The sequence below is a fragment of the Nitrobacter sp. JJSN genome (assembly GCF_051912485.1).
Taxonomy (GTDB): domain Bacteria; phylum Pseudomonadota; class Alphaproteobacteria; order Rhizobiales; family Xanthobacteraceae; genus Nitrobacter.
In genome coordinates, this window is the sequence record NZ_CP196822.1 from 2,988,947 (window position 1) to 3,009,490 (window position 20,544).

Genomic DNA, 20,544 nt, shown 5'->3' on the forward strand with positions numbered 1-20,544 from the left:
AGACTCATGACCTCCTTCACGCCGCATCAGGATACAGCGCTGAAAGCCGTCGCCGACTGGCTGAAAGCCAAACCCGGCAAAAACGGCACGCCGCAGGTATTCCGCCTGTTCGGATATGCCGGCACCGGCAAGACCACGCTGGCGCGCCACATCGCCGATGACGTCGACGGCGAGGTCAAGTTCGCAGCCTTCACCGGCAAGGCCGCGCTGGTGATGCGCAACAAGGGCTGCGACAGCGCATCGACGATTCACTCGTTGATCTATCGCGCCCGCGAATCCGGTGAGGAGCAGCCGAGTTTTGAGTTGTGGGACGATGCGCCTGCTTCTAAGGCCAAGCTCATCGTCATTGATGAGTGCTCCATGGTGGATGCGGAACTCGGTCGCGACCTGATGTCGTTCGACTGTCCGCTGCTGGTGCTGGGCGATCCCGCGCAGTTGCCGCCGATTCAGGGCGCCGGCTTCTTCACCAATGCCGAGCCCGATGCGATGCTGACCGAGGTTCATCGTCAGGCCCAGGACGATCCGATCGTGCGGATGTCGATGGACGTTCGTGAGGGGCGCGAACTCGACATCGGCCGCTACGGCGAAAGCGAGGTGATCTCGCGCAGCGAGCTCGATCCGTCGCGCGTGATGGATGCCGATCAGGTGCTTGTCGGGCGCAACAACACCCGCCGTTCCTACAATATGCGATTCCGCCAACGGCAGAACATCGAAGATCCGTTACCGGTGGCCGGCGACAAGCTGGTCTGCCTGCGCAACAATCGCAAGAAGGCGCTGTTCAACGGTGGCCTGTGGCGCGTGAAGTCGCGCGCGGCCTCGAAATCGAAGATCATCACGATGCGACTGTCGCCCGACGAGGAATTCGCGCACAAGGTGACCAAAGTCTCGGTGCGGCAGGACTGCTTCGCCGGCGGCATCGAGGACATTCCGTGGGAGCAGCGCAAGCCCTACGACGAGTTTGACTACGGCTATGTCCTGACGGTGCACAAGTCGCAGGGCTCGCAATGGGACGACGTCGTGCTGTTCGACGAGAGCTTCGCGTTTCAGGACAGCCGCGCGCGCTGGCTCTACACCGGCATCACCCGCGCCGCGAAGCGGCTGAGCGTCGTGATGTAGCGGCGAACGCCGCAATACATCCTTATCGCTTTTTGACCTGCCGGCGTCTATGGCGTGGCGGTTCAGACGCTCGCTTTTGAACGAGCCGATCCATCGATTGCAGCAAGAGCTCGTTCCAAGTCGGCGATCAAATCGGCGGTATCCTCGAGGCCGATTGAAAGCCGTATGAGACCGCAGGTGATGCCGGCGGCTTTGCGCGCTTCCTCCGACATGCTGGCATGGGTCATCGTCGCGGGATGAGCCACCAGGCTCTCGGTGCCGCCGAGCGACTCCGCCAGACTGAAAAGCCGGACGGCCTCGACAAAGCGGCCGGCCTCCGCGTCGCCTCCTTTCAGCTCGAAGCTGAGCATGGCGCCAAAGCCGGATTGCTGGGCCTTGGCGAGGGCATGGCCCGGATGCGTTGGCAATCCCGGATAGTGGCACGCGGCCACAAGGGGATGCTTGAGAAGAAACTCGGCAATCGCTTGCGCGCTGCGCTGCTGCCACTCCATGCGCGGAAACAATGAGCGAATACCGCGAAGCGCCAGATAGGAATCGAACGGCGCGCCCGTGGTGCCGATGATATTGGCCCAGGCCGCCAGCGCCTCGGCATCAGTGGCATCGGCCGCGACCACGGCGCCACCGACCATGTCCGAGTGGCCGTTGAGATATTTCGTCGTCGAGTGAACGACGAAATCCGCACCGAGCGCGATCGGTCGCTGCAGCGCGGGCGACAGAAACGTATTGTCGACGACGACCTTGGCGCCAGCCGCTCTGGCCAGCGCGACAATCGCCCGAATGTCGACGATGCGCATCAGAGGATTGCTCGGGGTCTCGATCAGGACGAGTCTTGGCTTGTCGTGGAATGCTGAAGCCAGCGCAGCCGCATCGTTCTGGTCGACAAAGGCCACCCTGAAGTGGCCGCGGTCGCGACGGTTCACCAGCAGGCGGTGGGTGCCGCCGTAACAGTCATGCGGCACCATCACAATGTCATCGCGTGACAGTTGCGACAGCACCAGATCGATCGCGGCCATGCCCGAGGACACCACCACCGCGCCTGCGCCACCCTCGAGCTTGGCGAGGGTATCCGCCAGTAACGTCCGGGTGGGGTTGCTGGTGCGGGTGTATTCGTGCGGACCCTTGCGCCCGAAACCGGGCCAGGTGAACGTACTCGACAGACAGATCGGCGGCGTCACCGCTCCGAAATTATCCTCCGTCGCGATGCCGTTTGCGGCCGCGACCGTTTTCAGATTCGTAGAGTCGGACATGACGTTCGGGGGCTTTCGATGAAAATGCGAGGGCGCACGATCCCGTCCGGGATCTCGCGGTTGGCCGTCCATATTTAAGGGACTTCGACCGAAACATAAACGCTCCCACGGACCCTCTGCAACTTCCGTTGCAGGGTCGCAAGAAGCTTGAGCGGAATTGGACGTAGCGCGGTGTTTTCCCGTTTTGAACGAAGGCTCATCCGGCCACGTTCAGTCGTTGAAGAACCGCCCCTCCTTCACCTCGACGACATAACCCGCGCGAATGGTAAAGTCGCCGAAGTGTTCGCCGGGTTTGCGGTCGCGGGCATAGTGGCCGAGCGTCTTGTCGAGCGCTTCGAGAATCGCAGGCTCGCCAACATTCTCGAGATACATCTTGTTGAGCCGCTCGCCGTGGAAGCCGCCGCCGAGATAGAGATTGTACTTGCCTGGAGCGCGGCCGGTCAGGCCTATCTCGGAGATATAAGGCCGCGCACAGCCATTCGGGCATCCGGTCATGCGGATGGTGATCGGGTCGTCCTTGAGCCCGTTGGCATTGAGGATGGCTTCGATCTTGGTGACGAGATCGGGCAGATAGCGTTCGCTTTCAGCCATCGCCAGACCGCAGGTCGGTAGCGCGACGCAGGCCATCGAATTGAGGCGCAAGCCGCTGCGGGTCTCGAACTGATCGAGGCCGTATTTCTTCATCAACGCCTCGATGGCCGGCCGATCCTCGGTGGCAATGTCGGAAATGATGAGGTTCTGGTTCGGCGTAATGCGGAACATGCCCTTGTGGACTTGCGCAATGGCGCGCAAGCCATCCATCATCGGATGGTCCGGCGTATTGATGACGCGGCCGTTCTGGATGAACAGGATGCAATGCTCGCGACCGTCGTCGCCCTTGACCCAGCCAAGCGCATCGCCGTTCGAGGTGAAAGTGTAAGGCTGCTCAGGGCTGAGTGCGAAGCCGAGACGGCGTTCGACCTCTGCTTTGATCCAGTCGATCCCCTTTTCGTCGATGGTGTATTTGAACCGGGCGTGCAGTCGATCGAGACGGTCGCCGTAGTCGCGCTGGACCGACATCACCGCGTCGATCGTTGGAAACAGCTTGTCGGCGTCGATATAGCCGATGACGCTTGCGAGACGCGGATAGGTCTTCGGTGCCTGATCGGTCCGGCCAAGGCCACCCCCGATGGCCACGTTGAAGCCTTTCAGCTTGCCGCGGCGCGCGATGGCGATGAAGCCGAGATCCTGGCCGTAGACATCGATATCGTTACTCGGCGGGATCGCGAAGCCGATCTTGAATTTCCGGGGCATATAGGTGCGTCCGTAGAACGGCTCCTCCGGACCATCCGTTTCCTCGCGCTCGGCGTCGTACCAGATTTCCTTGTAGGCGCCGGTCCTGTGAACGGCATGGTCGCTCGCTTGGTTGGCAAGCGCATAGACTTCGGCGTGCAGTTTCGACAGGTCGGGATTGACCGTGCACATCACGCCGCGGGTGTCGTCGCCGCAGGCCGCTTTGGTGTCGAGCAGGACGTCGCGCAGCCCCTGGATCACGGTGCGCAAGTCGTGCTTCATCACGCGATGGAGTTGAAACGTCTGCCGCGTGGTCAGACGCAACGTGTCGCCGGCGTATTTACGTCCGAGCTCGTCGAGCTTCAGCCACTGGCTTGGGCTGCAGATTCCGCCCGGCAGGCGCACACGCGCCATGAAGGAAAACGCCGATTCCAGCTTCTGCCGCCGTCGCTCATCACGAATGTCGCGGTCATCCTGCTGATAGATGCCGAAGAACTTCATCAGCTTGCCGTCGCTGGCCGTCACAGCTGCGGTGATGTCGTCGGCCAGACTCTGCTTGATCGTGCCGCGCAGATAGTCGCTGTTAGCTTTCAGCGTTTCGTCCGGCCCGAGTTTGTCGAGGGGTTGGGAAACATCGCGGCTGCGATCGGGCTCAGCCTTCACATCCATCAAACTAGCCTCAATACACGTCGAGCCGGTAGCGGCGATCGCGCTGCAGCGCCGAGAGATAGGCGCCCGCCTCGTCGCGGTCGAGGCTACCGTGCTCGGCAACAATATCGGTAAGCGCCGCATGAACGTCAGGTGCCATATGCGCGCTGTCGCCGCAGACATAGAGATACGCGCCCTCCTCGAGCCACGCATAGACATCGCGGCCCTGGCGGCGCAGGCGATCCTGCACATAGGTCTTCGGCGCGGCGTCGCGCGAAAAGGCGAGATCGAGCCGGCTCAAGACGCCATTCTTGAGCAACTCCTGCCACTCGACCTGATAGAGGAAGTCGCTGCGGAAATTGCGCTCACCGAAAAACAGCCAGGAGCGGCCGGACGCGCCCCGCGCCTCCCGCTCCTGCATGAAGGCACGGTACGGCGCCACACCGGTGCCGGCGCCGATCATCAGGATCGGCACGTCGTCGTCCGGCAGATGGAAATGATCGTTGGACTGGATATAGACCGGAATCGTGGCATCAGCCTCGGTTTGCGCGGCGAGATAGCTCGAGGCAACACCGGCGCGCGGCAGGTCGTGCAGCATGTAGCGCACCGTGCTGACCGTGAGATGCACCTCGTCGGGGGCGGCGGCAAGGCTCGAGGCGATTGAGTAGAGCCGCGGCTGCAACGGCCGAAGGCCGGCGACGAATTGCGCGGCATCGATACCGGACGCCGGAAACCGGCTGACAACGTCGAGAATGTGGTGGTTGTGCTGAAACGCTGCGCGGGCTTCCTTCTGATCAGGCGAGCGCAACGCCTGTAGTTCGGCGGCCCCCGTGATGTCAGCCCAATGATCGAGAAAACGCGGCGTCAGCGCCGTGATCTCGAACGTCCCACTCAGCGCCTCCCCCAGGCTTGTCGTATTCTGCTTCACCGTGACCGGGGCGTCGGCTGACAGCGACAGCTTCTCCAGCACGGCGTCGACGAGTGCCGGATCGTTGCGCGGCACGATGCCGAGCGCGTCGCCGGGCTGATAGATCAACCCGGAGTCCGCCAGCGACAACTCGATATGACGGGTCTCCTTGGAAGATCCCCGCCCGGTCAGCACGATATTGTCGATGACCGCGGCCTGAAACGGATGCTTCTTGTCGAATGTCGCGGACGCCGGTGCACGGCCCTGTGCCGCAGCCACCGATGCCGGAGCAACGCCCGACTTTGGCGCTGATGGCGCAAGGTTGGCGACGACCGATGCTATCCAGGCATCTGCAGCATCCTCGTAATCGACATCGCAATCGACGCGATCGGCGAGGCGCTGCGCGCCCAACTCCTCGAGTCGTCGGTCAACCCGCTTGCCTGCCTCGCAGTATTTTTCGTAGGTCGAATCGCCCAGCGCCAGCACTGCGTAGCGCAACTGCGGCAATTTGGGCGCCTTGCGGCTTTCCAGAAATTCGAAAAAGCCCACAGCGGTCTGCGGCGCATCACCCTCAGCATGAGTACTTGTGATGACGAGCAGATCCTGCTCGTCCTTGAGGCCGCGCGTCTTGTAGTCCGCCATATCGGCCAGACGCACCTCGATGCCTTTGGCTGCGGCTTTGTCGACAAGCGTTTTGGCGAGAGCCTTGCTGTTTCCAGTCTCGCTGGCGAACAGGACCGTCAACAGCCGCGTCGCGGGTGCCGCGGCGAGGCCGCTCTGCGAAGGCGGCGCAAGCTCCGCCACATCCGCTGCCGCTGCGCCAGTCCGTGCCCGATGGCTGAGACCAGCGAAATAGCCGCTGATCCAGATCGCCTGCTCATTGCTGAGAGACGTCGCAAGCTGGTTGACCTGCGTCCACTGATCCGTCGTGAGCGCTGAGCCTGGAAATTCCAATTTTGTCATCGCAAGCAAAACCTCGGGGAGCGAACTGCCGGCCGCCGCGATTTACGCTTCACAGGTCGGGTCGAGCCGCACCATTTTCGACAATTCTGCTTACTGAATAGGTCTGGTTTGACAGAGAAAACAATGCGTTATTGAAAAAAAGAATATTACCCTTCCGCGAGCGTCAGGAGCGAAACGAATATTTCATTGTCGCGCTCATTTTTAGCATTGCGGGAGAGTGCCCAGGACGCTCGAAATCGGCACCAGCGTGTCGGCCGTTTTACCTTGCGTCGATGCAGGAAAGAGTAACCACGCTGGCCTTGCAGGATGGGGAATTATTTCAGCGGAACGAGGGGATCAGCAATTTGTCGCTATCGATCGTTGCGACACGGATATCGGCATGGCTCGCGTGAATGGATGCTCTTACTTTCCGCGCGCGGCATCGACCAACAATCGTTGAAAACCGAACTTCGAAATCAACGGAACATCGGAAATAGCGACGGACATGCTTAACCCTTCCTGCGATGCAGGAAGGGTTAAAACGCGTGCGTCGACGGGTCAGTGCAGCTTGCGCTTCGGCACCCGCGGTTCGAACTGCTCGATGTCCGCGGTCTGCGGTGGCTCGCCATTGAACGTGAGCATGCCGTCTCTCACCGAAATCGCGACATGGTCGCCGTCGTGGATCTTGCCCGCCAGGATCATTTCGGCGAGCGGGTCCTGCACGTTGCGCTGGATCACGCGCTTGAGCGGGCGCGCGCCATAGGCAGGATCCCAGCCTTTCTCGGCCAACGTGTCGCGGGCCGCAGTATCGAGATCGAGCACGATCTTGCGGTCTTCCAGCAGCTTTTGCAGCCGGGCGAACTGGATTTCCACGATCCGGCCCATTTCACTCTTCTGCAACCGATGGAACAGGATGATCTCATCGACGCGGTTGAGGAATTCAGGACGGAAGTGCGCGCGCACCATCCCCATCACCTGCTCGCGTACCGCGTCGCTATCCTCCCCCTCGGGCTGGTTGACCAGGAATTCAGAACCGAGGTTCGATGTCATGATGATCAAGGTGTTGCGGAAATCCACCGTGCGGCCCTGACCGTCGGTCAACCGGCCGTCGTCGAGCACCTGCAGCAGCACGTTGAACACATCGGGATGCGCCTTCTCGATCTCGTCGAACAGCACGACCTGATAGGGCCGCCGCCGCACCGCCTCGGTCAACGCACCGCCTTCCTCGTAGCCGACATAGCCCGGGGGTGCGCCGATCAGCCGCGCCACCGAGTGCTTCTCCATGTATTCGGACATGTCGATGCGGACCATCGCGGTCTCATCGTCGAACAGGTAGGCGGCGAGCGCCTTGGTCAGTTCGGTCTTGCCGACGCCGGTTGGCCCTAAGAACATGAACGAGCCCATCGGCCGGTGGGGGTCCTGCAGGCCCGCGCGGGCGCGCCGTACTGCGGTTGCGACCGCGCGCACCGCCTCAGACTGTCCCACGACACGCGCCGCAAGACTTTCCTCCATGCGGAGCAGCTTTTCCTTCTCGCCCTCAAGCATCTTGTCGACGGGAACGCCGGTCCAGCGCGACACCACCTGAGCGATGCTGTCCGGCGTCACTGTCTCGTTCATCATCGTGCTGTCTTCACCGGCCTCGATGGTGGTGAGACGCTTTTCAAGCTCCGGAATCCGCCCATAGGCCAGTTCGCCGGCTTTCTGGTATTCACCGCTACGTTGGGCGTTAGCAAGTTCGATCCGCGCCTGATCCAGCTCACTCTTGAGCCTGGCAGCATCCGACAACTTGTTCTTTTCGGCGTTCCAGCGCGAGGTCAGATCGGCCGACCGCTTCTCCAGATCGACCAGCTCCCTCTCGAGGTTCTCGAGGCGCGTCCTGGAACCGAGGTCGTTCTCCTTCTTCAGCGCCTCCTGCTCGATCTTCAGCCGCACAATCTCGCGGTCGAGCGAGTCGAGTTCTTCCGGCTTGGAATCGACCTGCATCTTTAGCCGCGCTGCCGCTTCGTCGACGAGGTCGATCGCTTTGTCGGGCAGGAAGCGGTCGGTGATATAACGGTTGGACAGCGTAGCGGCCGCGACCAGCGCGCTGTCGGCGATACGGACGCCGTGATGCTGTTCGTACTTGTCCTTGAGGCCGCGCAGGATCGAGACGGTGTCCTCGACCGTCGGCTCGGACACGAAGATCGGCTGGAAGCGCCGCGCCAGTGCCGCGTCCTTTTCGACATGCTTGCGGTACTCGTCGAGCGTGGTCGCTCCGACGCAATGCAGCTCTCCGCGCGCCAGCGCCGGCTTCAGCAGGTTCGACGCGTCCATGGCGCCATCGGCCTTGCCGGCGCCGATCAATGTGTGCATCTCGTCGATGAACAGGACGATGCCGCCGGCGGCCGACGTCACTTCCTGCAACACCGCCTTGAGCCGCTCCTCGAACTCGCCGCGGTATTTCGCGCCTGCGATCAGCGACCCAAGATCGAGCGCCAGCAGCTTCTTGTCCTTGAGGCTTTCCGGCACGTCGCCGTTGACGATGCGCAGCGCCAAGCCTTCCGCGATCGCGGTCTTGCCGACGCCGGGCTCACCGATCAACACCGGATTGTTCTTGGTGCGACGTGACAGCACCTGGATCGTGCGGCGGATTTCCTCGTCGCGGCCGATCACCGGATCGAGCTTGCCGTCGCGCGCCGCCTGCGTGAGATCGCGGGCATATTTCTTCAGCGCGTCATAGGCGTTTTCCGCCGTGGCGCTGTCCGCGGTCCGTCCCTTGCGCAGCGCGTTGATCGCCGCGTTGAGGTTTTGAGGCGTGACACCTCCGTCCTTCAGTAACTTGGGGGCGTCGCTGTCCTTGTCGAGCAATAGGGCCTGCAACAGCCGTTCCACGGTGACGAAGCTGTCGCCCGCCTTCTCGGCCGCTTGTTCCGCTGCATCGAACGCGCGCACCGTTGCCGGCGCCAGATAGATCTGGCCCGCGCCGGCGCCTGACACCTTCGGCATCTTGTTAAGCGCGGCTTCGGTCGCCTTCAGGATCGCGCGCGAGTTGCCGCCGGCGCGATCAATCAGGCTTCCCGCCAGACCTTCGCTGTCGTCGAGCAGCACCTTCAGGACATGGAGCGGCGTAAATTGCTGGTGGCCTTCGCGCGCCGCCAGTGATTGCGCCGACTGAATGAAGCCGCGCACTCGCTCGGTATACTTTTCAATATTCATGAGATCTCCCTCAGCCTGCCGCCCCTGCCCCGAAGGCACAGAAGCAACATCTTCATTGGGTTTCCGCTGGCCGCGTTGACGTTCCTCAACCGGCAGCAGTCAGCACCCCGGATCGTCGATCCAGCTTGTGGCAAATGTAGGAATACGCTCCCAGGAAATGAAGGGTGTCGGGCCGGATTTTCAAAGACGATGGCATGGCCGTCTCAAATCCCTTAAGGAAGCTTATGTCTGCTATCCCGGATGCGGCCGTCGCCGCCCTCTACCGCTATCCCGTCAAGGGCCTGTCTGCTGAAGCCTTGCCCCAGGCGGTCCTGAGCCCCGGCAAGACCGTTCCCGGCGACCGCAGCTATGCCATCGAAAACGGTCCCACCGGTTTCGACCCGGCCGCGCCTCGGTATTTTCCAAAGTCCCGGTTCTTGATGCTGATGCGCGATGAGCGGCTCGCGGCGCTCCGCAGCCGCTACGATGACGCCAGCCGGACACTCACCATCCACACCGACGGTGAGGAAGCAGTGCGCGCCGACCTCGGAACGGCCGAGGGCCGCGCCGCAGCCGAACGGTTCTTCGCCGCCAACTTTACGCAGGAACTGAAGGGACCGCCAAAGGTTCTCGTCGGCGATGGACACAGCTTTTCGGACGTCGCAAGGAAGGTGGTCTCGATTATCAACCTCGACAGCGTCGCCGCCATCGAGACCATGGTCGGGCAGCCGGTTCACCCGCTACGTTTCCGCGCCAACGTTTACGTCCGTGGCTGGCCAGCCTGGAGCGAACTCGACCTGCTCGAGCGCACGCTCGCGATTGGCGACACGCGGCTCAAGGTGGTCAAGCGCATCGTCCGATGCACGGCCACCAACGTCGACCCGGAGACAGCAGTTCGCGACCTCGACATTCCGCGCACGCTGATGCGAACGCTGAGGCATTGCGATTGCGGGATCTATGCGGAAGTCGTCACCGGCGGCACCATCAGGATCGACGATAGGGTCGAAACGCTTCCGGAATCGCTCGCGTAAATGAGAGACCGCGGTTCATCCTTCTTCTCCTGCTCCGCCGCAGGAGGCCGCACGGATGACGTCAGTGGCGAAAGCGCGGGAGCCCGTCAAAACGTGCCCCACCCTTCCTCGTTCACTGAAACCCCTCTCCTGCAAAGGAGAGGGCGAACCGGCACCACATGCCTCAGTTCGGCACGACGTAGGCGTAGATGCGGCCGCGCGGATAGACCGATTCCGCGACGCGATGGCCGTGATTGCCCGAGACGATAATGGGATTACCACGCCGATCGATACCGCTGACGACACCGACATGGCCGCCGCCGCGTCGACCCATGACAGCGATGGCGCCAACCTCCGGGCCGGAGACCCGCCGCCCATAATGCGCGAAGGAACTTGCCATGTCGGAGCCCGTACCTTTGTGGCCAGAGCGATTCAGAACCATGTTCATGAAGCGCGCGCACCAGAGCCGGCTGCGGCCGGTCGGATTGCCACCGATGTAGCGCCGTGCTTCGGAGACGACATTCGACCCGAAGCCCCCGCCCGAAAATCCGGTTTCATCCGCATCCGAGCGCGACGTGTGACGGTGCCTGTGATGGTGATACCGGTGGTGCCGGCGAGCGTGATGATGATGTTTGTGGTGATGACCGTGTGCGTGATGTCCTGAACGATGATGAGGCCTGGCAGAAGCTGGGGTCGCGAATGCGACGACCACCAACGAACACACCGCCAGTGCCAAAATACGCGGCAACCAGCGCAACGCAACTAACTGAAACATACCTGCTCCCCTGTAACACCTCCCACTTCCCCGCACGGTTCACGGTAAATCCGCGATTATGATGTGCTGGGAAAACGCGGCGCCTTGAAACCATGGGCGTTAGGGATTTGGAAGTCATACCTGCATTGCGTTTAACGCATAGCAGCAATGCGTCCGGTTGAAATCAGCCAGATAAACAGTCTAACTATATGTTTTATAATTATAATTTATCTCTGTGGAGAGTTAGCGCCGGAGATTGACGTGGCTACGTCACGCCTCTGATCTGACACCGAATCAGAGCTTGGCGGGTCCGCTCATTTGGCCGAAAACGACGTCACACCGTCCACCGCTACCTGACGCCAATCTGATCCTCCGCCCGGCTGAGCAGAAACACGCCCTGCTCCCCGAACATATTCCAGAACCACCACGGCGCGTTGAAGCGCAACGGCCGGCCGTGAAGATCGAGCGCGACCGCGCGTTCCATCTTGACGTTGATCTCGTCGCAAAGCTGGACAAAATCCTTGATGGTGCAGAAATGGATATTCGGCGTGTCGTACCACGTCGCCGGCAGGTTATCGGTGCGCGGCATGTGGCCGCCGATCAACAACTGAATCCGCATCTTCCAGTAGCCAAAATTCGGGAACGACACGATGGCGCGGCGGCCGATCCGCAACAGATTTTCCAGTACGACCTTCGGTTGCCGCGTCGCCTGCAGCGTCTGCGACAAGATCACATAGTCGAAGGCGTCGTCGGGATAGTTGACGAGGTCGGTGTCGGCATCGCCCTGCACCACCGCGAGGCCCTTGGCGACGCAGCGATTGACGCCCTCGCGCGATAGCTCGATGCCGCGGCCGTCGATGCCGCGCGTCTCGAGCAGCTGCAAGAGGTCGCCGTCGCCGCAGCCAACGTCCAGCACCTTTGAATTGGGCTCGATCATCTCGGCTAGCAGAAGATGGTCGCTGCGATAGCGGCCGCCCTCCGGCGGCACGACGTCATTCAGCGGCAGGATCGGTTGCTCTACGCTCATGTCACTCACCTGCGGCCGCCAAGCCGCGGGTCTTTCCTGCCGATTTCAGGAACGCATGCGCGATGTCGAAAAATTCGGGAACGTCGAGCAGGAAGGCGTCGTGACCGCGATCGGTTTCGATCTCCGCGAACGAGACTCGGGCGCCGCCGGCATTGAGCGCATGCACGACTGCGCGCGATTCGGAGGTCGGAAACAGCCAGTCACTCGTGAAAGACACCACGCAGAACCGGGTCCGCGTATCGCGAAACGCTGTGGCCAGCACGCCGTCATGATCGGCTGCGATGTCGAAATAATCCATCGCCCGCGTCAGGTAGAGATAGCTGTTGGCGTCAAACCGCTCGACGAACGACGATCCCTGATGGCGCAGATAGCTCTCCACCTGAAAGTCCGCGTCGAACGAAAACGTCGGCAGCTCACGGTCCTGCATCCGCCGTCCGAACTTGCGATGCAGCGCCGCATCCGACAGATAGGTAATGTGCGCGGCCATCCGCGCCACACCGAGACCCCGGTGCGGATGGGTGCCCTGCTCGAAATAGCGGCCGTCGCGCCAGTCAGGGTCGGCCATCACCGCCTGCCGTCCCAACTCGTGAAACGCGATGTTCTGCGCGGAGTGGCGCGTGCTGCATGCGATCGGCAGCGCTGAAAACACGCGTTGCGGATAGGCTGCGCACCACTGCAGCACCTGCATGCCGCCCATGGAGCCGCCCACCACGGAAAACAGCGTGTCGATGCCGAGGCGATCGATCAGCATGGCCTGCGCGCGCACCATGTCGGGGATGGTGATGACCGGAAAATCCAGTCCCCATACCTTGCCGGTCGCGGGATTGGTCGAAGCAGGACCGGTCGAGCCCATGCAGCCGCCGATCACGTTGCTGCAGATGACGAAATACTTGTCGGTGTCGAGCGGCTTGCCGGGTCCTACCAGGGTCACCCACCAGCCCGGCTTGCCGGTGACCGGATGAACGTTGGCGACATGCTGATCACCGGTCAGCGCATGGCAGACCAGGATGGCATTGGACTTTCCGGCGTTGAGTTCGCCGTAGGTCTGATAGGCGATCTGGAAAGGCGCGAGATCGATGCCGCAATCGAGCGGGAGTGGCTGGTCGCTGCCGAACATCGCGACCTGCGAGGTGGGATGGTCTGCTTCCTGGGCTCGATACTCGGCGTGAGCCGGGGTCGGTACCGATTGCACGTTTGCCATCCTGCCACTGGCCTCCTCCGGGGCTTCGAAGAAACCGCGGACCACAGGCCATAAAAAACCGGCCTGAACATGGGTTCGGCCGGGATCAGGATTTTGCTGTCCCCGGCCTGTTTAGCGAGTTGTTTAACGTGGCTGCAAGCCGGCCGGCTCAAATGACCACGGAATACCTAAAACCTAATCCCGCACGCGGTTTTCGTCAAGACAAGCCACGGCGGGCCCGATCTGCCGGCGGCGACAAGGCGGTCAATGTTTTCTTTGCTTTCATGCGCCTACTTTCCTATCAATGCGGCCGCTGGTGGAATTCATTTACCATTCGCGACCCGTTATTTGCCGAAGAACCCGACGCAAATGTCCTTCGGTTCTGACCGCTAGCCGCCGCCCCATCCGCGCGGCCGACGAGTTGCAACATGACCAAAGCACCCCCGGCTCCGCCCTCGCTGCAGGAGCTGCGCAAAGAGATCGACGCCATCGACGAGCAGGTTCACAGCCTGCTGATGCGGCGCGGCGACATCATCGACCGCCTGATCTCGGTGAAGCAGACCCAGGAAGTCGGCTCCGCGTTCCGCCCGGCTCGCGAAGCCGACATGATGCGCCGACTGGCGCAGCGCCATCGCGGCATCCTGCCGCTCGACACCGTCGAGAGCATCTGGCGCGTCATCATCTCCACCTTCACTTACGTGCAGGCGCCTTTTTCGCTGCATGCCGATCTGTCGCTCGGCGAATCCGCGATGCGGGATTCTGCACGCTTCCACTTCGGTTTCACGGTACCTTTCGTGCCGCATTTCAACGCGCAGGCGGCCGTGGAGGCCGTGGCGAACTCGAAGGGCGACCTTGCCCTGGTCTCGGCGACCTCGAGCCGTGCGCCGTGGTGGCTCGCGCTTGAAGCCGATGGCGCGCCGAAAATCATCGCCCGCCTGCCCTTCATCGAACGCGCCGACCATCCGGCGGCACTGCCGGTGTTCGTGATCTCGCGCGTCGCCGACGATGCGCGGGTCACCGAAGTGGAAACCTGGAGTATCCGCGTGTCCGGCTGGAATGCCGATACTGCCCGTACGCTGTCACCGCTCGCCGAGATCGTCGCCGTGCCCGATGGCGCCTTCGATGGCGCTGCGCTGCTGGTGTCCGTCACCGGAGGCACCCGCCTCGACACGATCAAATCGGCGCTGATCGAGGCCGGCGCGTCGGTCCGTTCGACGGCTCTCGTCGGCAGCCACGCAACACGCTATACGATGCCTTCCAGCGGGGCGGCCAAAGCTTAAGTCCCAATATAGTCCGGAGTCAGTGATGTCCCGACCGGTGCCGAATCCCGGCATTCTCGATATTGCGCCCTACGTGCCCGGCAAGAGCCCGGTGCAGGAGGCGGGCCGCAAGGTATTCAAGCTGTCGGCCAACGAAACGCCATTCGGCCCGTCACCGAAGGCGATGGACGCCTACCGCAATGCCGTGGCGCATCTCGAGGACTACCCCGAAGGCACCTCGCGCGTGCTGCGCGAAGCCATCGGGCGCGCCTACGGCCTCGATCCGGACCGCATCATCTGCGGCTCCGGCTCCGACGAAATCCTGAACTTGCTCGCCCACACCTATCTCGGCCCCGGCGACGAGGCGATTTCGACCACACACGGTTTTCTCGTGTATCCGATCGCGACCATGGCGAACGGCGCGACCAACGTCGTTGCCCCGGAGACCGACTACACCGCCAACGTCGACGCGATCCTCAAGCGGGTGACGCCGAAAACCAAGATGATCTGGCTCGCCAATCCGAACAACCCGACCGGCACCTATCTGCCGTTCGACGAGATCAGGCGGTTGCGCGCAGGACTGCCGTCGCACGTGCTGCTGGTGCTCGACGGCGCCTATTCGGATTATGTGTCGCGCAATGACTACGAGTTCGGCATCGAACTGGCGGCGACGACCGAGAACACCGTGCTGACACACACATTCTCCAAGATTCACGGCCTTGCCGCGCTGCGGATCGGCTGGATGTTCGGCCCGGCGCATATCGTGGAAGCAGTGAACCGGATTCGCGGTCCCTTCAATGTCTCGACGCCGGCGATGCTTGCGGCCGCAGCGGCGATCGGAGACGCGGCGCACGTCCAGATGTCGAAGGTTCACACGGAAACGTGGCGCAACTGGCTGACGGACGAAATGACCAAGCTCGGCCTCAAGGTGACTCCGAGCGTGACGAACTTCATCCTGATCCACTTCCCGACCACCGGGGGCAAGACGGCGTCTGAGGCCGATGCGTTTCTGACCAAACGCGGCCTCGTGCTGCGCGCGCTCGACAATTACGGTCTTCCGCATGCCCTGCGTCTGACGATCGGCACCGAGGAAGCCAACCGTCTGGTCGCGGATGGCTTGCGCGACTTCATGGCGCAGACATGACTACAGCGCCCTTATTCCGGCGGATCGCGCTGATCGGCTTCGGCCTCATCGGCGGCTCGATCGCGCGCGCCGCGCGTGCGCTAGGCCTCGCCGGCGAAATCGTCGTCACCGCACGCTCCGCAAAGACGCGTGCGCGAGTGATGGAGCTCGGCATCGCCGATCGCGTGGTGGAAACCAACGCCGAAGCCGCTGATGGCGCCGACCTCGTGATCCTCTGCATCCCGGTCGGGGCGTGCGAAGCGGTGGCGCAGGAGATTGCATCTCACCTCAAGCCGGGCGCCATCGTCTCCGACGTCGGATCGGTGAAAGGCGCCGTCGTCCGGGAGATGGCCCCGCATCTTCCCGCCGGGGTGCATTTCGTGCCCGCGCATCCGGTGGCCGGGACCGAGCATTCGGGCCCGGATTCCGGTTTTGCCGAGCTGTTCATCAACCGCTGGTGCATCCTGACGCCGCCTGACGGAACGGATACCGCCGCGGTGGACAAATTGCGCGCGTTCTGGGCCGCAATCGGCGCAAGGGTCGAGACCATGACGCCCGAGCATCACGACCTGGTGCTGGCGATCACCAGTCATCTGCCGCACCTGATCGCCTACACCATCGTCGGTACCGCGGACGAACTCGGCGAGGTCACATCCTCGGAAGTGATGAAATTCTCCGCCGGCGGCTTTCGCGACTTCACCCGTATCGCGGCTTCCGATCCCACGATGTGGCGCGACGTATTTTTGACCAACAAGGACGCGGTGCTGGAAATGCTCGGCACCTTCAACGAGGATCTCTCCAAGCTGACGCGCGCCATGCGCCGCGGCGACGGCGACGCTTTATTCGAGCATTTTACCCGCACCCGTGCGATACGCCGGGGCATCGTCGAGATCGGTCAGGATTCCGCCGCCCCCGATTTCGGGAGGCTGCAGACGAGCGCGACGAAAAAATCCTAGAACAGCGCGTTCAGAACAGCGGGGGCGTCTGGGCGACTTTCAACGGCCCGATGAAGACTGCGCCGTCGACGAACCGCAACGGAAAGGAGCGCGCCTTCTTACCTTCGAGCGTTGCCTCCTGCCCGATCGCAGCAAGGCCGGCAGTGACACCGGCATTGGCGTTTTCACGCACAGCCTTGCCCAATCCTGGAATCGCCCGATCCAGCGCGCCGAACAGCTTGTCGACATCCTGCGTCTTCACGCCCGGCGCGACCTTGTCGAGCGTCGATTGCGGAACGCCCTGCTCCAGCATCTGCTCAATTCCGAGCGCCGGAATCATCGTCTCGAATCCGGTCGCCGTCATATGCAACTCGCCGTCGAGGCGTCCATTGGCGGTGAGGCCCAGCGAGCCGGCGGCAATCGCAATCAGATCGCCCTGCTGGATGCGGGACTGCATGATCTCGACGCGGCCGCCCGCCGCCTGCAATTCGCGAAATCGCACCGGCCAGGGTTTTGGCGTGAAATCCTTCAGCCCGTGTAGCATCGCACGGACATCGGCATCGAACGGCTTGGTCAGCACCGGGTGAACGTCCCGAAGGGTCGCCCCGGTCAATTCGAGGAACGTCTCGATCGTCGGGTGATCCGGCCTGGAATTCTCCGCGATGCGGCCGTGAAGCTCCACATGGCTGGCGCGGGCAACCGGGGTCTGCACCGAGGCCGCGACACGATCGATCGCCAGGTCATCGAATACGAGGTCCGCGCTCTGTGGAGCGCCGGGCAACCCGACGATGCTGCTACGTCCGATCTTCCAGTTGACGACCATTACCGGCTGCCCGTTTTGGGACAGGGTCGCCGGCGCTTTGAACTCCGCAATCAGCAGTTTCGGAGTGTAGATTTGCGCGACCACCAGAATGTCCCCGAGGCGCGCGGTCAGAGGCGGCGTCTGCGCGGCGGCCTGGTCAGCGGTCTGCGACTTCAGCTCGACAGTCGCATCTAAGCAGTGAACCTCCAGGCGGAACGGAAATCCCGCGATGGTCCGTTTGGCACAATCGTAGATGCGCCCGGACGCGGCTTCGCGCGCGCGCCAGGCATCGACGGTCTGATCGACCTGCGAGGCCGCATAGAACCAGAACGCGCTCCATGCCGCGGCGGCGATGACCACCAGCACGGGCATGACGAAGACGGGCCAAAGACGGTGCTTGGAAGCGGCGGCGGTGGTGGTGTCGGCCATGCAGGAGGGTACATCCGTGAATTTGTCAAATCGGCGGTCGCCTTTCACAATAATCGTGCCGTTCCGGCAAAACCAGCCCTTTCAATTCCGCTTCGCCTGACCGCGCGGGTCTGTTAGAGCATTTTCCGGCTAAGTGGATTCCGGTTAGCCGCGAGAAAATGCTCTCAATTAATAACTTGCGCGTATTCTGATCGCAAAACCGGTATCCACTTTTGCGGAATACGCGCTAGATCACGATGATCTTGGATCGAATCGATCCAAGATCATGGACGTGATCGATTCCTATATTTTAGAGCGGGATGCGAGCGGAAAACCGCTACACACTTTTCCTCATCCCGCTCCAGGCGTGCGCGAGATGAATGCGCAACGACAATTCGAACCGGGTCCCGGTCATGCCAACGCCGACCTCTGGGTGTTCGGTTACGGTTCGCTGATGTGGCGGCCGGGATTCGATTTTGCCGAGCAGGTCCCGGCGCGGCTGATCGGCGAACACCGGGCACTCTGCGTCTATTCGTTCGACCATCGCGGAACACCCGAGAAGCCGGGGCTGGTTCTCGGCCTCGACCGCGGAGGCGCCTGCCGGGGTATCGCGTTCCGCGTTGCGGCCAGCCTGCGCGAGGCGACCATCGCTTACTTGCGCGGGCGCGAGCAGACCACCCACGTCTATCGCGAGGTGATGCGCTCGGTCTGGCTCGAGGACGACGCCCGTCGCCGGGTCAGTGCTCTGGCCTACGTCGTCGACCGCGGTCATGTCCAGTATGCCGGACGGCTGACGCTGGCAGAACAGGTCCATTACGTCCAGCAGGGGCACGGCCGCTCCGGACATAATCGCGACTACGTGCTGTCCACAGTGAAGTCGATCGAGGCCCAGGGCCTTCGCGACCTGAAACTTCACCGGTTGGCCGAATTGCTGCGCCGCGATACGCCGGTGCGCGACTAGTGCCCCGATTCCGAAGTTCGCATGACCTTGCAGCGACCTTTGATGCGAACTTCGGAATCAAAGGGGCACTAGTCATTTTACCATTCTAGTGTGGTTTGGGTTCAGAAGTTCGCTTGACGGACTCGCTGGGAAAATGGAGCGAACTTCTGAACCACCACACTAGCTAGTCTTCTACTGGCGCATCCGGCACCCGTCCGAACAACCGCGCCTGCTCGCGTCGTCCTGCCTCGACCAGGTGAGCTGTCGCACCCTCGATCGAAGCCGTCAGCCGTGACATGAATTCGTTGCGCCGCAATCCCGGCGGCAGCGGATCGAGAAACTCGACCGTGATGATCCCCGGATAGCGCAGGAACGTCCGGCGCGGCCAGCACAGGCCGGAATTGAGCGCCACCGGCACACACGGCACCTCGCCTTCGGCATAGATCATGGCGACACCGCTCTTGTATGCCGGCGGCGCCCCAATCGGACGCCGCGTCCCTTCCGGGAAAATGACGAGCTGACGCCCGAGGTGCATCTGCTCCTTCGTCATCCTGACCAGCATCTTGAGCGCGCTCATGCCGGCCTTGCGGTCGATGCCGATCATGCCCGTCTTCGTCAGGTACCAGCCGAAGAACGGAATCCATTTCAGCTCGCGCTTGAGAATGAAGATCGGCTGATCGATGAGGCTGAACAGCGCGAACGTCTCCCACATCGACTGATGCTTCGAGGCGATAATCAGCGGCCCTTTCGGAATTTTCCCGATACCGAGAATTTTCACGCGCGTGCCGCAGATGACACGCATCAGCCAGATGTTCCAGCGCCCCCAAGCCTGCGCCATGCTAACCAGCGCCGAGCGCGGCATCAGGAACGTCGGCAACGCGGCGACGATCCAGATCGCCATCGTCAGATAGAACAGGACGTTGAAGGCCAGCGAGCGCAGAAAGATCGAAGTCGAAGTCATCGAAAATCCAATTCCGTGGTGCCGACGACCTGGCTAGCCCGACGCCGGCCGTCGCGGCTCGACCGATCCGGTCGGCTGATCGCCGATCTCGGGGGAGAGCTCGAGGCCGAGATAGGCCAGGCGAACCCGCGCCTCCGCGGCGAGGTATTTGACATACTCCGATAGCAAGAGCCGCAGGGTCACGCCACTCGTCCACCATGGCTCTTCGCGCCACTTGTCACCGATCACCGCGAACGGAATCAGGGTGGTGTCCGGCATCGCGTGCGACAATTCGACGATGGCGCGGGGCATATGATAGTTCGAAGTCACCACGATCAGGGAGCGGAAGCCGCGCTCGTTAACCCAGCGCCGCGTCTCGCTGGCATTGCTCCGGGTGTTGATCGCCGAGCGATCGAGATCGACGCAGCATGTCAATAGCCGCTGGCTGTCCGGCAGCGAGCGGGAAATATCGCTGACCCCGTTTGTCGGGTGGACACCCGAGATCAGCAGCCTCTTGCCGTAGCCGTCGGCCAGTAGCTCGATCGCGTCGGAAATCCGCGACGAGCCCCCGGTGAGCACAACGATCCCGTCGGCGTTGCTCGCGGGCTTTGTCTCGACGCCGCGCAGTTGCGACAGAAATCCGATGAAACCTACCGCCGCTGCGACAAAAGCGATCCCAGCGGCGGCAACAACGGCCGCAAGCGCAGCCCGCCGCCGCGCCGGCGCCCGGCGCGAGGTTTCCGGCTTGTCATGGCGCGCTTCTTCGCTCATCCGTTCGACGTTCCTGATCCCCTCGACTTTAGTGCGTTTTGGGACGAAGTGGAATCCGGCCGCGCCGGGAAAACCGGCGGGAGGCCTGA

General features: G+C 62.4%; 17 protein-coding genes and 1 riboswitch. Of the genes, 7 read left to right on the forward strand and 10 right to left on the reverse strand.

The features are described 5' to 3' along the window. Positions 1–6: 6 nt before the first annotated feature. Positions 7–1,116, forward strand: coding sequence for an ATP-dependent DNA helicase (locus tag ACSZOQ_RS14685; protein ID WP_439923197.1), 1,110 nt, complete (start codon positions 7–9; stop codon positions 1,114–1,116). A 62-nt stretch (positions 1,117–1,178) separates the two neighbouring features. Here ACSZOQ_RS14685 and metB read toward each other — a convergent pair whose 3' ends face one another. The 4 genes from metB to clpB all read right to left on the reverse strand — a co-directional run bounded on the left by metB (position 1,179) and on the right by clpB (position 9,327). After that, positions 1,179–2,363 carry a cystathionine gamma-synthase gene (gene metB / locus ACSZOQ_RS14690; protein WP_439923198.1) on the reverse strand — a complete coding sequence of 395 codons (1,185 nt, stop codon included), beginning with the start codon at positions 2,361–2,363 and terminating at the stop codon, positions 1,179–1,181. Positions 2,364–2,573: 210 nt separating this feature from the next. Continuing rightward, the gene (locus tag ACSZOQ_RS14695; protein WP_439923199.1) at positions 2,574–4,304 is read right to left on the reverse strand and encodes an NADPH-dependent assimilatory sulfite reductase hemoprotein subunit; all 1,731 of its coding nucleotides are present in this window, start codon (positions 4,302–4,304) and stop codon (positions 2,574–2,576) included. Positions 4,305–4,314: 10 nt separating this feature from the next. Beyond that, on the reverse strand, positions 4,315–6,153 hold the full coding sequence (locus ACSZOQ_RS14700) for an assimilatory sulfite reductase (NADPH) flavoprotein subunit (protein ID WP_439923200.1): 1,839 nt from the start codon (positions 6,151–6,153) through the stop codon (positions 4,315–4,317). 537 nt (positions 6,154–6,690) lie between these two features. Next, positions 6,691–9,327 carry an ATP-dependent chaperone ClpB gene (clpB, locus tag ACSZOQ_RS14705; protein WP_439923201.1) on the reverse strand — a complete coding sequence of 879 codons (2,637 nt, stop codon included), beginning with the start codon at positions 9,325–9,327 and terminating at the stop codon, positions 6,691–6,693. A 224-nt stretch (positions 9,328–9,551) separates the two neighbouring features. On the opposite strand from clpB, the gene ACSZOQ_RS14710 reads away from it, so the two are divergent. Next, complete coding sequence (locus tag ACSZOQ_RS14710; protein ID WP_439923202.1) at positions 9,552–10,337, forward strand: MOSC domain-containing protein; 786 nt, start codon at positions 9,552–9,554, stop codon at positions 10,335–10,337. A 163-nt stretch (positions 10,338–10,500) separates the two neighbouring features. On the opposite strand, the gene ACSZOQ_RS14715 is transcribed toward ACSZOQ_RS14710, so the two are convergent. The 3 genes from ACSZOQ_RS14715 to metX form a co-directional block, all read right to left on the reverse strand. Continuing rightward, positions 10,501–11,091 (reverse strand): TIGR02594 family protein, encoded by a 591-nt coding sequence (locus ACSZOQ_RS14715; protein ID WP_439923203.1) that lies wholly within the window; start codon positions 11,089–11,091, stop codon positions 10,501–10,503. Positions 11,092–11,419: 328 nt separating this feature from the next. Next, positions 11,420–12,097, reverse strand: a complete 678-nt coding sequence (gene metW / locus ACSZOQ_RS14720; protein WP_439923204.1) for a methionine biosynthesis protein MetW — start codon at positions 12,095–12,097, stop codon at positions 11,420–11,422. 1 nt (position 12,098) lies between these two features. Beyond that, positions 12,099–13,298 carry a homoserine O-acetyltransferase MetX gene (gene metX / locus ACSZOQ_RS14725; RefSeq protein WP_439923205.1) on the reverse strand — a complete coding sequence of 400 codons (1,200 nt, stop codon included), beginning with the start codon at positions 13,296–13,298 and terminating at the stop codon, positions 12,099–12,101. Between the two features lie 90 nt (positions 13,299–13,388). Further along, positions 13,389–13,468, reverse strand: a riboswitch (SAM riboswitch). On the opposite strand from metX, the gene ACSZOQ_RS14730 reads away from it, so the two are divergent. From ACSZOQ_RS14730 to ACSZOQ_RS14745, 4 genes are all read left to right on the forward strand, one after another. After that, positions 13,451–13,663 carry a hypothetical protein gene (locus tag ACSZOQ_RS14730; protein WP_439923206.1) on the forward strand — a complete coding sequence of 71 codons (213 nt, stop codon included), beginning with the start codon at positions 13,451–13,453 and terminating at the stop codon, positions 13,661–13,663. Its footprint overlaps the riboswitch before it by 18 nt. Positions 13,664–13,705: 42 nt before the next feature. Then, positions 13,706–14,557 (forward strand): chorismate mutase, encoded by an 852-nt coding sequence (locus ACSZOQ_RS14735; protein WP_439923207.1) that lies wholly within the window; start codon positions 13,706–13,708, stop codon positions 14,555–14,557. A 25-nt stretch (positions 14,558–14,582) separates the two neighbouring features. After that, the gene (locus tag ACSZOQ_RS14740; RefSeq protein WP_439923208.1) at positions 14,583–15,680 is read left to right on the forward strand and encodes a pyridoxal phosphate-dependent aminotransferase; all 1,098 of its coding nucleotides are present in this window, start codon (positions 14,583–14,585) and stop codon (positions 15,678–15,680) included. Continuing rightward, entirely contained in the window at positions 15,677–16,615 is a 939-nt protein-coding gene (locus ACSZOQ_RS14745) for a prephenate/arogenate dehydrogenase family protein (protein WP_439923209.1), read from the forward strand. Before ACSZOQ_RS14740 ends, ACSZOQ_RS14745 begins: the two co-directional genes overlap by 4 nt. Positions 16,616–16,625: 10 nt before the next feature. Here ACSZOQ_RS14745 and ACSZOQ_RS14750 read toward each other — a convergent pair whose 3' ends face one another. Beyond that, on the reverse strand, positions 16,626–17,825 hold the full coding sequence (locus ACSZOQ_RS14750) for a DUF2125 domain-containing protein (protein WP_439923210.1): 1,200 nt from the start codon (positions 17,823–17,825) through the stop codon (positions 16,626–16,628). 355 nt (positions 17,826–18,180) lie between these two features. On the opposite strand from ACSZOQ_RS14750, the gene ACSZOQ_RS14755 reads away from it, so the two are divergent. After that, complete coding sequence (locus ACSZOQ_RS14755) at positions 18,181–18,765, forward strand: gamma-glutamylcyclotransferase (protein WP_439926084.1); 585 nt, start codon at positions 18,181–18,183, stop codon at positions 18,763–18,765. A 163-nt stretch (positions 18,766–18,928) separates the two neighbouring features. On the opposite strand, the gene ACSZOQ_RS14760 is transcribed toward ACSZOQ_RS14755, so the two are convergent. Both ACSZOQ_RS14760 and ACSZOQ_RS14765 read right to left on the reverse strand, forming a co-directional pair. Beyond that, positions 18,929–19,705 carry a lysophospholipid acyltransferase family protein gene (locus ACSZOQ_RS14760; RefSeq protein WP_439923211.1) on the reverse strand — a complete coding sequence of 259 codons (777 nt, stop codon included), beginning with the start codon at positions 19,703–19,705 and terminating at the stop codon, positions 18,929–18,931. Positions 19,706–19,738: 33 nt separating this feature from the next. Continuing rightward, the gene (locus ACSZOQ_RS14765) at positions 19,739–20,455 is read right to left on the reverse strand and encodes a YdcF family protein (RefSeq protein WP_439923212.1); all 717 of its coding nucleotides are present in this window, start codon (positions 20,453–20,455) and stop codon (positions 19,739–19,741) included. Positions 20,456–20,544 lie beyond the last annotated feature (89 nt).